Origin of the sequence: Promicromonospora sp. NPDC052451, assembly GCF_044547525.1 — a bacterium.
Lineage (GTDB): Bacteria > Actinomycetota > Actinomycetes > Actinomycetales > Cellulomonadaceae > Promicromonospora.
Genome location: NZ_JBIUAP010000011.1, coordinates 96,440 through 108,963, shown reverse-complemented (window position 1 = coordinate 108,963; position 12,524 = coordinate 96,440). Strand labels below are relative to the sequence as shown.

The window sequence follows — 12,524 nt, the reverse complement described above, 5'->3', positions numbered from 1 at the left end:
CACCTCGTCCGTCACCCCTACGCATCTCCAGGAGGACTCCCTTGACCCTGCCCTCGCACGCCCCACGCGGAGTCGTCGAGCCCGGTCGGCTCTTCGTCGACCAGCACGGCGCCGTCGCCCAGCTGCACGGTGTCGGCATCCAGCGGTACGACGGCGTCTTCTGGGCCTGGGGCGAGGACAAGACCCACGGCGGGACGTTCGGCGGCGTGGCCTGCTACTCGTCACCGGACCTGGCGACGTGGACGTCCCACGGGCACGCGCTGGCGGTCGACGAGACGGTCCCCGACCTCGCACCCGGACGGGTCGTGGAGCGGCCCAAGGTGCTGCGCAACCCGGCGGGGACCTATGTGATGCTGCTGCACGTCGAGTCCGCGGACTACTCGCTCGCGCGCGTCGGCTGGGCCGTCGCCGACCGGCCGCAGGGGCCCTACACCTACGTGCGCTCCGAGCGGCCGCTGGGCAACCTCAGCCGGGACATCGGCGTGTTCGACGACGACGACGGCACGGGCTACCTGCTCAGCGAGGACCGCGACCACGGCCTGCACGTCTACCGGCTGTCCCCCGACTACCTCGCGGTCGAGGAGATCGTCTCCACCACGCTCACCCGACCCGGCGACCATCCCGTCGGCCCGCACGGCTACGAGTCGCCCACCATGATCAAGGCCGACGGGCTCTACTACCTGTTCGGGTCCGACCTGACCGGCTGGTCCACCAACGACAACCAGTACGCGACCGCTACGTCACCGTCCGGGCCGTGGAGCCAGTGGCGCGACGTCGCGCCGCCGGGGTCCGCGACCTACGACTCGCAGGTCTCCGTGGTGGTGCCGGTCCGGGGCAGCGAGACCACCAGCTACGTGTACGCCGGGGACCGGTGGGACTCCCGCGACCTGTACCACTCCGCACCCGTGTGGCTGCCGGTGCAGGTCCAGGACGGCCGGGCGGAGCTGGTGTGGCGCGACCGATGGACGCTCGACCCGGTGACCGGGGAGATCGCATGACCGTCACCCTGCCCGGCCTGCCCGGGACCGAGGAGCGCCACCTCGAGTGGGGCAACGACGTGGTCCGCCTGGCGGTGTCCCACGCGTCCGACGCCGCCCCGCGGCTCGTAGCGCTGTGGCACGCGGCCGAGGCACGGCCCGACGTGGCAGGCCTGCGCCCGTCGGCTCTGCCCGTCCTGGAGGTCGCGCTCCGCGGCGAAGGACGCGCCGGGACCGCCGGCAAGCGCCATGTCGACGGCGCCGCCGCGCAGCGGCTGCGGCTGACCGGCTCCCGCGAAGAGCGCACCGGTGCGGTCACGCGCCTGGAGCTCGACGTCGCGGAGGACCAGGCCGGGCTGCGGGCGACCGTCGTCTACGAGGTGGCCGACGGCGTCCCGGTCGTGCGGTCCTGGGCCCGGGTCACGGCCACCCGCGCGGCCGTGCTGGAGCACGCCACCACGGGAGCGCTGGCCGGCCTGGGTCATGGCACCCGGTGGGAGGACGACCTGGCCGTCTGGCACGCCGCCAACCCGTGGAGCGGCGAGTTCCGCTGGCAGCGGGCCACACCGGCCCGGCACGGGCTGGTCGACGTCGGGATGACCCGCTACGGCCAGGTCGGGTCCAAGAACCGGATCGCGTGGACGTCCACGGGCGCCTGGTCCACCTCCGAGCACCTGCCCATGGGCATCGTCGAGGACACCCGGGACGGGCGGATGCTCGCCTGGCAGGTCGAGACCAACGGTGCCTGGCACGCAGAGCTCGGCGACCGGTACGGGGACGTGTACCTCGTCGCCACCGGACCGACGTCCGCCGAGCACCAGTGGGCGGGGTACGTCGCTCCCGGCACCTGGTTCGACACCGTCCCGGTCAGCCTCGCGGTCGTGCCCGGCCACCCGGCCGGGACGGACTCGACGCTCGGCGACCTCGCGGCCGCACTGACGACGCACCGCCGTCGTACCCGCAGGCCGCATCCCGACCACGAGAGCCTGCCGGTGGTCTACAACGACTTCCTCAACGGCCTCATGTCCGACCCGAGCACCGAGCGCGTCCTGCCCCTGGTCGAGGCCGCCGCCGACCTGGGCGCCGAGTACTACGTGATGGACGCCGGGTGGTACGACGACGAGCTCGGCGGCTGGTGGGACTCGGTGGGCGCCTGGGAGGCCTCCACCCATCGGTTCCCCGGCGGGCTCGGCGTCGTCATGGACCGCATCCGCGAGCTCGGGATGCGGCCGGGGCTGTGGCTCGAGCCGGAGGTCGTCGGCGTGCGCAGCCCCGTCGCCCGCACGCTGCCCCCCGAAGCCTTCTTCCAACGCGAAGGCCACCGCCTGACCGAGTGGGGCCGCCACCAGCTCGACCTGCGCCATCCCGCCGCCCGGGCCCACCTGGACACCGTCGTGGACCGGCTCGTGCACGACTACGGGCTGGGCTACCTCAAGTTCGACCACAACATCGACATCGGCCCGGGCACCGACGCCGGACGCGGCGAGCCGACCGGCCACGGGCTGCTGGGGCACGGGCGGGCCATGCTCGCCTGGGTCGCGCAGGTGATGGACCGACATCCAGGCCTCGTCGTGGAGGGATGCGCAGCCGGCGGCTCACGCACCGACGCTGCCGGCGGCGCAGTGTTCACCGTCCAGTCGCTCACCGACCAGCAGGACTACCGCCTCACCCCGCCGATCGCGGTGGCCGCACCACTCGCGATCCCGCCCGAGCAGGCCGGCGTGTGGGCTTCGGTCGACCGGTCGATGAACGCGGAGGAGATCGCGTTCTCGCTGGTCACCGCCGCCCTGTCGCGGGTCCACCTCGCGGGCCGGATCGACCTGCTCGACGCCGGGCAGCGCGACGTCGTCCGCGAGGGGCTCGCGGCCTACCGGGGGCTGCGGGAGGCCATCGCGCGAGCGACCCCGGTCTGGCCGACCGGCCTGCCCGGCTGGCGGGACCCCTGGATCGTCCAGGGCGCCCGCGACGGCGTGGACCTGTACCTCGCCGTGTGGCGCCGCCCCGGCACCCCGGACGCGGGGACCGAGACGCTCCGGGTCCCCCTCCCGGGCCTGGTCGCCACCGGTGCCGTCGAGGTCCTCTTCCCGTCCTGGGACAGTCAGGCGGCGACCCTCATGGACGGCGGGACCACCCTCGAGGTCAAGCTCCCCGCCCCGGTGTCCGCCCGGCTCCTGCGCCTGCGCGTGAACGACCGACCAGCAGGAGGTGACCGACCGACCAGCAGCGAGCGGCACTGACCGCACCAGTGACCCAGCACGACAGGACGTCCGACACCGTTGTCGAGAGAAGGACTGTGTGATGAGCCAGATCAGAAGAAGGACCGGGTTCGCCGTCGCGACCGCCGTGGCCGTGCTGCTCGGCGGGCTGACGACGCCGTCGTCCGCCACCGCCGAGGGAACCATCACCGCGGCGCCCGCCACGGACCACGTCGAGATCCACCGCACCACCAGCGAGGCCGGCTTCAGCCACCCCGGGGTCGGCCTGACCGCCGACAACCTCGAGAACATGCGCACCCAGGTACTCGCCGGCGTCGAACCGTGGGCGAGCTACTACGAGGCGATGAGCCAGACCCGGTACGCCGCGACCGACTTCCGGGCCTCCATCCAGGGGCCCACCGACGAGACACCCACCGCCACCGCCTACGACAACGCCAGCATGCGCTCACGGCAGCACACGGACAGCATCGGCGCGATGACCCAGGCGCTCCTCTACGTCGTCACGGGCGACGAGGTCTACCGCGCCAACGCCCTGCGCGTGATCCGCACCTGGAGCAGCCTGGACCCGGCGCGCTACCGGTACTTCGGCGACTCCCACATCCACACCGGCGTGCCGCTCTACCAGACACTGGTCGCGGCCGAGATCCTCCGCTCGACCGAGCCGGTGCACGACTCCCTCGACGGGTACGACCTGCGGTGGACCGAGCGCGACACCCAACGGATCACGGACAACCTGATCGACCCCGTGCTCGACACGTTCCTGTTCTCGCAGAACCGCCTGTGGAACCAGCACCTGTACGGCGTGATCGGCATGGTCGCCGCCGCCATCTTCACCGACGACGCCGACCTCTACGCCGAACGCGTGGAGTGGTTCACGGTCAACTCCACCTACACCCCGCAGATCCCCATCAACGGCGGCGACGTGAGCGGCTCGGTCGCCGACCTGGTGCGCGTCATCGACGCCGACCATCCCGCCAACACCACGGGCCGAGACTTCGTCCAGGTGATGGAGATGGGCCGGGACCAGGCCCACGCCGAGGGCGACGTCGACCTGATGACGTCGATCGCCCGCGTGGTGAACAACCAAGGCACCCGGCTCGACCCCGTCCACGGGACGGTGTCCACCGGTGCGGACGCGGTGAGCCCGTACGAGTTCCTCGGCAACCGCATCCTGTCCGGCGGCGACACGTTCTACGCGTTCATGATGGGGAAAGACCTGCCCTGGGTCGACACGTCCGGTGGTCAGGGCAAGCTCTCCCAGGCGTACCGCGGGCGGGTGCGCGAGCCGCTGGCCGAGATCTACCTGCAGTACAAGTACGTGGCCGACGTCGACGTCGAGCACGAGGCCCCGTACGTCGCGGAGATGTATGCCCACCGCGACGGCCCGCTGTACTACTCGGGGACCAGGCCGACCAACTTCTGGAACGAGGCCGGCTCGGACTTCACCGGCGCGGAGTACTGGGTGGCGTTCCCGCCCGAGCTGGCCGAGGAGGACGTCGCCGTCCCGGTCGCCACCTCTCCCGAGCTGAGCCTCCACCAGTTCGGTCACCCGCTCGGCAAGGGCGCCAAGCAGCTCACCGACCAGGACGGGACCTCGTTCACCCGGCTCAAGACCCACAAGCCCGACGCCACGGTCGCGGTGCGCCGGACCGTCTGGCCCGACCGCTCGCGGACCGCGCTCGTCGGCCTGAAGATCCGCACCGACGGAACCGCCACGGTGCACGCGGCACGCACCCTGGACGCCGACCCCTTCGACACCATCGAGGTACCAGACACGCACGGAGCGTGGCGCTACGTGTGGATGGACGTCTCCACCGCGCACGTACCGCGGATCGGCGACAACATCGTCTACCTCACGGCCACCGGTTCACGCGCGCACGTCGACGTCGCGTCGGTGCTCGCCGACGCCAACGCCACCCTCAGCCCCCCGGTTCTGGAGGACGCGCCCACGCTCGACGTCGTCGCCGTGGCGGGCGAGCCGTACACCCGCCGGATCGGGGCCAGCGACCCCGACGGCGCCTACGAGCTCTCGCTCCAAGGGGCGCCTGACGGGGTGCGGCTCGCCGACGACGGAACGATGACCTGGCTCCCGAGCGCCGAGAGCCAGAAAGACACGACCTCCCGGTTCCTCGTCGTGGCGTCCGACGACGAGGCCGACACCACCCTGCCGGTGACCGTCACCGTCGCCCGCGACCGCACGGGTGCGATCGACGCGCTGACCGACGACCTCCAGGAGCGTGACGCGTACACCGCGACGACCTGGCAGCCGGTTGCCGAGGCCCTGGCCGCGGCCAGGGAAGGCATTGGCGGCACCGACTCTGCCGCGTTCGGCATACTGCTGGAAGACCTGCGGGTCGCCGTGGCCGGGTTGGAGCTCCTCAACCCGCGCCTGGCGGACGGGACACTCGACTACTCGCGGATCGTGACGTCCGCGGACCTGTCCTCGACGGCCCTCGCCGCGATCGTCGACGGGGACAACCAGACGTTCTGGGGTGACCTCTCCCGCCCGAGCGTGCTGCTCGACTTCGGTGCCGGATACCGCTTCCGGGCGGATGCCTTCGGCTGGCTCGCCCGCGACACCTTTCCCGACCGCTCCCACGGGGCGAACGCCTACGGCTCGAACGACGGGAGCACCTGGACCCTGCTGACCGAGCACGCGACAGAGGGCAGCGACACCGCGATGGAGACGATCCCGGTCCGGGCGAATGCCCGCGACCAGGAGTTCCGATACCTGAAGCTGCAGGCCGACCAGCCGACGCACGTGATCTTCTCCATGGCCGACCTGAGGATCCATGGCGAGCGCCGTGAGGCCGACCCGGAGGGACTCGTCGCCAAGACACAGGACCTGTCGCGGGACGCCCGACCGGCTGGGTGACCGCGGCCGCGACTCCCGGCACCACGTCGTGTCGGAAGTCCGCTTCCTGCCCCGGTCCGGTGACGCCCATTGGACCAGGGCAGGAAGCCGTCAGGCCGCGCCGACCAGCGGGCTTGGGCGGAGGCCGCCGACCATGGGCGCCGAGCCCGACCTGTGTTTCGACCGGCAGTGCACCGAACCGATCGCTCCCGAACGGGGCTCTTGCGATCTCGACCACTGCGGGCGGCGTCGCCGGTGGCGACGGACCCCACCTTGACCCTGCTCCAGGTGCATGGTTTCTGCTGAGCTGCGGGTGTCGACGGCCGTCCAATGCAGAGTGCGATCCGGTACTCGCAGCGGAGCCCAGGAGTTCCACCCGGGTACGTGCCGCGCGTCAGCCGGTCGGCAACGTCGAGGGCCTGAACCGGTCCCATGTCCCGGGAGAGTCCCAGCCGCTCAAGGTCGAAGACGAACCACAGGTCACTGGACGTGAGGATCCACGCATGGTGCCGTGATCCTGTCCGATGTCGGCCGCGGGCGCTTGAGGTGATTATTGGGGTGTCTGCGGTGGGATGGCGTGTGAGAGCCTTGGGCAAGTTGGATGAGGTTCGTCTCGGGCAGGGGGTCGACACGAATGCATGGCCAGGTGAGGTCCGCTTCGGCCGATGTCGCCGAATTGCTGGGGTGGGTCGAGGCGCAGAGTCGCCCGTCGCGGCTTGCCCAGGGTGTAGAGGTGTTCCTCCCCTGTGCGAAATGTTGTGGAGATTCATGCCGATCGCACGTTCAGCGTGGCACTCCCTGGCACCAGAAGGCTTGGTAGCGAGTAGATATGGACCTACCAGGCTCGATCGCCAGCGTCCCGTTGGCGGTTTGGGACGTTATCGGAACATGGATTGGCGCGTTCGCTACGACAGTCGCGACGTTCGCAGCCGTAGGGCTGGCGGCACAGGCTGCACGTGACCAGCGTGCCCAGCGAGAACAGCAAGAGCGGGTACAAGCAGACCACGTGAATGTCGTGACCGAATGGCGCGGGGGTGGTCTGATTGCAACATTGCGGAATGACTCAGATCTGCCAATCGCGCGGGTCCAGCGTGCCGCCTTGTGGCGTCCGCGACCTCGGCCTGATGAACAAGTCGTCGTGGCGCCCCATTCTGCTGAGGAGTGGGACGCGCTGGGGGTGTTCGAGTTCGACGATGCTGGGGGTCGGACTTGGGTGCGCACCCATGAGAACAGGCTCATTCGTACACGCAGGTCGACAGGTTCGTCTCTGGAACTTCTGACCGCACCGAGCACGAACGGCGAACCTGTCGTTGTTGGTGTCTGTGTCATCGAATACAAGCCCGGCAGACGTGGTCGCTTGATCATTGTCCAGGGTGCGCATGGCATGGTGGGTCCTAGCCGCTGGACAGGTCTCGTCAGTTTCTTGTTGCGCATCACTGCGGTGGCTCCCACCAGGCAGTCGGCTGCCCGCCGCAGGCTATCCCGTCTGCGGCGTGCTACCGATGGGTCGATGACGCACTAGGGGCACCGGCACCGGCGCCCAGTCTGCCTGTCACTGCGGTTCTCGAGCGGCCGCCGGCACGAGGCCCGCCAGTTCTTGCTTGGGACTGCTGTACGGAAAGATGACACCCGACGCGTCGGGCCGAGCGTCGCCGATGCGATGGTGACGTGCACCTGGTTGTGGCACGCTCCGGCCTGCGGTTCTGCGTGCGTGACGCTAGGACCAATCGCGATCCAGCAGGGTGTGCTTTCCATTGGGTGCTGAGGCACGAGAGATCGCAGCGATACCGGCGCTGCATTGGATGTCACCGCAGTAGTCCGTAGCGTCCCCTGTGAGCGATGTCGTCGTGGCATTCCTTCGTATTGCGGTTTGGGGGTACTCGGATTCCGAGTACCCCCAAACCAGGGACGTCAGGTGCGGGCGATGACGGGCAAGAGCCGTGCAACGACATCCTTCGGCCAGCCTCGGGCTTCTAGAACGCTGGCGGCGTCACGGATCTGGGCCTCGGTGAGTTGATGCGCCCAGATTTCACCGGTGCAGTAGGTCTCATGGACGTCCGGGTAAGGCGACGCGATTCCGAGCTGGCGGTCCAGCGCGCGCGTGTTCTTGCTGCGATCGCTGCGGATCAGTGCCCGCTGGCCGGCCTGCCTCTGGTGCGCGGCCTGCTGGTCGGCCGTGTCCCCGATGCGCGAGCTCTCTGTCCCGAACTCGACATGCTGCGCCTTGAGCGTGCCAGTGATGATCGCGCCGCGAAGCAGATCCGCTTCCTTCGCAACCTCGTCCCAATCGATGCTCATGCCGCACCATCCGGTATCAGAAGGGGCGTTGGACGGGCATCGAGACCTTCGAGCATGGTCCTGAGCCGCCTGAACGTGGCGTGGTTGGCCCGGTTCTTTCCGGCCAGCACCACCCGCCGGTTCAGCATCCGCGGCGACGCATCGAACTGGACGGCCGCGGGGGCCTGCGGGACGTGGCGGGACGAGAGGCCAGCCAGCTGCGACTGGTCGGCAGGCTGATGTTGTGAGAGTGTCACCATGAGTCTCCTGAACTGGGTACGCCAATGGCGCCCGTGTAGGGGGATCGGAGACGGCAGGCCCTGGGTTCTTGGCGGGATTAGGGGCCTGCCGTCTTGCTGTGTTGGCCGATCGCGGCCGGTAACGGAACGTTGCCACAATCCATCGGCCTTGTCTCGACCAGTTGTGTGCCAGGTTGGCGGCTGTGTACCGCTCGTGAACCAGGTCGTCTACCGCTCGCGCCCGGCGCGGCACGCTGGATGCGCTCGTGGCACCTCAGTTCCTTGGGCCACGACGGACCGGTACCTGGGGCTCCGTCAACCACCGTGTGCACCAGATTGTGTACCGCTGTGAGGTGCGTCATGGTGCTGGTGGCACGCCGAGGTGCTTCGTGGAACCGCTGCAGTCGCGCCGACTCGGACACATAGCTCGTTTCTCACGCGCGCGGACGAAACCGCTCTTCAGGGCTGCCGGGAGAACTCTGGAACCCATCCGGAGCTTCGACGTCCGGCTCGTGGCTTGCGGGCATCGGTCGGCGGGCGGCGTTGGCAGCGGCCCGCTCTGTTTCGCTGGCTGGTCAGCTCGACTAGTCCCTCCGGTCATCTCGGGCTCTACAACAAAATGGTGCGCTGCTCCCTCATGGAGCGGTGTACGTGACGCTACACCAGAACGTGCGCATGTCAACCATGCAATTTGTTGTAGCCTCGCCGCATGGGCTACTCCAAGGCGGCGGCTGACCAAGAAGCAGACTTCCGTGCGTCGATGACTGCGCTGCGGGCCGCGCAAGACGTCTCGCAGACCGCTCTGGCCGGCACCCTTCGCCGGGCGGGATACGCGTTCCATCAACAGACCATCGCGAAGATCGAGAGCGGCGAGCGCCCGGTCCGGCTGGAAGAGGCCTATGCCATCGCCGAAGCACTCGGCTCATCGGTGCAAGAGATGGCCCTTGGGCCGAAGCGCGCCGAGAGTGGCTGGGCACTCAAGAGTGCCCAGGACTCCGTTCTTGAGACATATAAAGAGATCAAGAAGTCGACAACTCAGTTGATGAACGACCTTGCTTGGCTTCACACTACAATCAAGCACGTGCGTGAGTCGGGCGAGTTCGCCCAGAAGGAACTCATCTGGGATGCCTACGCGGTTGAGTATGACCCGATCAGCGCAGTACAGGAAGGGATCGGGGAGTATGCTGCTGACGCGGCTATGGCCGACGTCCTGGACAAGTACCGCATCGACAAGCACACGGTGGAGCACATTTACAAGCTCTACCGAGAAGTGCTCGACGCTGAGGTCCGTCCCGAGCCGAGCGGCCTGGCCGACGCAGACGGGGCAGAGGCAAGGCGGCAAGAAGAAGGCACCTGAAGGCTGCGTTCGGTCGATCGCATCGTCGGGTTCGCTCACAGATCAATATCGCAGCGCGCACGAGCGGTGCTTGCTTGCGTGCTGGGCGGATCTGCTCAGCAGCGCCGGATGCCCCGCAGGCGTGCGATCGCGCGTCTTGGGCGCGGAGCGCTAGGGCACGCTGATCCGCCCGGGAGCATCGCTGCCCGCCCTACTCGCGACGGAGCGAAGGCAGCAACTAGGGGGTGATCTTGTGTCCCCTTTGTCTCCAGGACGGTGCGGGGGTCTGGGCGAATCCCGATGCCCGACGGATACTCGCTCGATGCCTGTAGTAAAATTCCCTATCGACCAATCCCAGAGCATGGGCCGGTTCTGGCTCGCCGGCGCCGAGCCTGATGCGGGTGGATCCGACGGGATATGTCGAGTCAAAGATGGCGACATACACATCGAGGTCGTCGCCCCGTTGACCGAGTGGATGGTGCCGGTCGCGGGGACCCCAAGCGTTCTGGTTCCAAGAACCGAAGAGACTGACTTGGTTGTACACGGGTCGCTTCCAGTGCAGCCCGGACCGGTCACCTTGCTCGGTGCGCGGACCGTCAAGCGGTCGGGGCTTCTCACACCGCTCGGCGGCGACGCTGCCGAGCTTCATAGACTGCGGGCGGACTGGTGCATCACCGGGGTACATATCGATGGGCCGGAGACACGATTCACCGGTGTCCGGGCGCGGTTTACGCACCTCGAACTCTGGGCCAGGACCGGTGCACTGCAGATCGCGCACCGGACAGCGCCCCCTCGCCAAACCACGGCGACTCTTGAGCCCGGCGATGCGGTCGAGACACCGTTCGGCGCTTTCGGCGAAGACGCGAGCCTCCGCGTGTCTAGCGTCGGGGTCATGGGCTCACCGGGGCCGTGGGGAGTGCAGATAAGCACCTACAACTGGCTTCAGCTGGATCAGATCTCCGGCTGGACGCTTGACGAAGCTCTCACGAGATTCATCGGGCCGGTTCAGGTCTTGCTGACGCTGCTCGCTGGTGAGGAGTGTTCAGTGACCCATCTCGAACTCGAGATCGACGGCCGTTGGTGCGCTGTGTACGGCCACAAGGTGCGTCCAGCTGCGACCCGGCCGGACAGCGAGAACTTGCTGCTCGACAGCGACGCGATGCCGTTGGACAAGGTCGCAGCGTGGTGTGAGATGGCGAACCGGCTCAGGCCAACACCTCAGGTGATCAGCTCGGCGGTTTCCGGCGACTTCGCGACGCTCGAAGCAGAAGCGCTTGCGCTGACGACGACTGCCGAAGGCATGGACCGAGTTCTCTACCCGAACGCACGTAGGTTCGACGAGGACCAGGTCTCCAAGAGTATCCAAGCGCTCAAGAACTCCGACGTTCCGATTGAGGTATCGGACGCATTGACTGACGCATTGAAGATCTACTTCTACGAGGACAGTTACCCAACCCGTATGCGACGCTTGGCGGATTCGCTGGTTGAGGTCGCTCCTCGCTGTGTCGGGAGGCCGAACAAGTGGAAGCAGGAGATCGCAAGCCTCCGCATAGGCCTTGCACACGCGCTTGATGGAAAGTCCGGGTCCACCGATGATGCAATTCGGAAGATGCATGCCCAAGTTCTGTCACTGCGCTGGGCTATCTTGCTACGTTTGCTCTTGGAAGCCGGCGTCCAGGCTGAGACTTTGGCCGCAGCCGTTGATTCGTCAACAAGGTTTCGACGTGATGAGAGAGCGTGGCATGCGCGGTTGCCGAAGGTCTTCCCGGATGCGGGTGCGGAGTCCAACGAGGCAACGTCTCCCTCGAACAGCTAGTCGCGAGTGGGCATTTTCGGTGTCGAGCCGCACCAAGTAATCTCGGTCCCACCCGTCTGATGTTGGTGCACGGGCCCGCTGCACGGACAGGAGACAGGGGGCCTCAGGCAGTGAGCAGCCTGCCCGGTCAGCGGGTAACCTCAAACCCGATACCAAGGTGTGCCCCCCATTCGGGGCTGAGGCACGAGAGATCGCATTCGCGCCCCCTGTGTACCGCGGGAGCGCTGCTGACTCGTATTGCGTTCGAGCGCCCTGGGAGTCGTTTTACTAACGCCAGCATCGTGCGATTTCCGGCACCCGACAGGCGCAGCCAACACACGCTCCGTGCGAGTGTTGCGAATCTCCGTGCCTGAGTCGCCTGGTGAGTTGCAGGTACGCACGAACGGCCGCTTCCTGAAGAGGAAGAAGCCGTCTGTGGGTAGTAAACCCGGAAATTCACTCGGCATGGTCATGCCCACTGCTCGGTACCCACCATAAACGATCGACCGACGGCTCGATCCGCGGAACATAAATAGGGTGCCAAGCGGGGTGTCCACATCCATGAGATGGGATGTGGTACTACGGGAGTTCCGGGAACCCGGACCTCCGGCGCGGTGCGCACCCGTGACCATTCTGGTGGAGCCGTGCTACACCAGATCGATCCTGTGTCCGCGATCTCGAATTAAGTCGAGACCACGGTGTTCGGCTCCACCTGAGACGATGGCAGTTGTTCTTCAAGGGAGATTTGATAGGGGTGTCAGGTCGAGCTCGCTTGGACATGCGCGAACATCGATCCTGGTGAGCCTCACCGCGCAGGCGTTCCTCTTCAC

At 67.6% G+C, this 12,524-nt stretch carries 7 protein-coding genes; 5 read left to right on the top strand and 2 right to left on the bottom strand.

The window, feature by feature from the left end:
• The first annotated feature begins 41 nt into the window (after positions 1-41).
• From ACIG47_RS19205 to ACIG47_RS19195, 3 genes are all read left to right on the top strand, one after another.
• A complete protein-coding gene (locus ACIG47_RS19205; protein WP_397432656.1) occupies positions 42-998 on the top strand; it encodes a family 43 glycosylhydrolase in 957 nt (318 codons plus the stop codon).
• The gene (locus ACIG47_RS19200; protein WP_397432654.1) at positions 995-3,214 is read left to right on the top strand and encodes an alpha-galactosidase; all 2,220 of its coding nucleotides are present in this window, start codon (positions 995-997) and stop codon (positions 3,212-3,214) included. The genes ACIG47_RS19205 and ACIG47_RS19200 overlap by 4 nt, the downstream gene beginning before the upstream one ends.
• A 61-nt stretch (positions 3,215-3,275) precedes the next feature.
• Positions 3,276-6,068, top strand: coding sequence for a hypothetical protein (locus tag ACIG47_RS19195; RefSeq protein ID WP_397432652.1), 2,793 nt, complete (start codon positions 3,276-3,278; stop codon positions 6,066-6,068).
• Between the two features lie 1,890 nt (positions 6,069-7,958).
• Here the strand turns inward: ACIG47_RS19195 and ACIG47_RS19190 are convergent.
• Together ACIG47_RS19190 and ACIG47_RS19185 are read right to left on the bottom strand one after the other, a co-directional pair.
• Positions 7,959-8,345: a hypothetical protein gene (locus tag ACIG47_RS19190; RefSeq protein WP_397432651.1), complete on the bottom strand. Its 387-nt coding sequence runs from the start codon at positions 8,343-8,345 to the stop codon at positions 7,959-7,961.
• On the bottom strand, positions 8,342-8,584 hold the full coding sequence (locus tag ACIG47_RS19185) for a hypothetical protein (protein ID WP_397432649.1): 243 nt from the start codon (positions 8,582-8,584) through the stop codon (positions 8,342-8,344). Before ACIG47_RS19185 ends, ACIG47_RS19190 begins: the two co-directional genes overlap by 4 nt.
• Positions 8,585-9,272: 688 nt before the next feature.
• Between ACIG47_RS19185 and ACIG47_RS19180 the strand changes: the two genes are divergently transcribed.
• On the top strand, positions 9,273-9,920 hold the full coding sequence (locus tag ACIG47_RS19180; protein WP_397432647.1) for a helix-turn-helix transcriptional regulator: 648 nt from the start codon (positions 9,273-9,275) through the stop codon (positions 9,918-9,920).
• Positions 9,921-10,260: 340 nt separating this feature from the next.
• Positions 10,261-11,715, top strand: coding sequence for a hypothetical protein (locus ACIG47_RS19175; RefSeq protein ID WP_397432646.1), 1,455 nt, complete (start codon positions 10,261-10,263; stop codon positions 11,713-11,715).
• Positions 11,716-12,524: the final 809 nt, after the last annotated feature.

Excerpts from the sequence above, each read along its gene's own strand:
- ACIG47_RS19175 (WP_397432646.1), top strand. The coding sequence starts at position 10,261 with ATGGGCCGGTTCTGGCTCGCCGGCGCCGAGCCTGATGCGGGTGGATCC.
- ACIG47_RS19200 (WP_397432654.1), top strand. The coding sequence starts at position 995 with ATGACCGTCACCCTGCCCGGCCTGCCCGGGACCGAGGAGCGCCACCTC.
- ACIG47_RS19180 (WP_397432647.1), top strand. The coding sequence starts at position 9,273 with ATGGGCTACTCCAAGGCGGCGGCTGACCAAGAAGCAGACTTCCGTGCG.
- ACIG47_RS19185 (WP_397432649.1), bottom strand. The coding sequence starts at position 8,584 with ATGGTGACACTCTCACAACATCAGCCTGCCGACCAGTCGCAGCTGGCT.
- ACIG47_RS19190 (WP_397432651.1), bottom strand. The coding sequence starts at position 8,345 with ATGAGCATCGATTGGGACGAGGTTGCGAAGGAAGCGGATCTGCTTCGC.
- ACIG47_RS19195 (WP_397432652.1), top strand. The coding sequence starts at position 3,276 with ATGAGCCAGATCAGAAGAAGGACCGGGTTCGCCGTCGCGACCGCCGTG.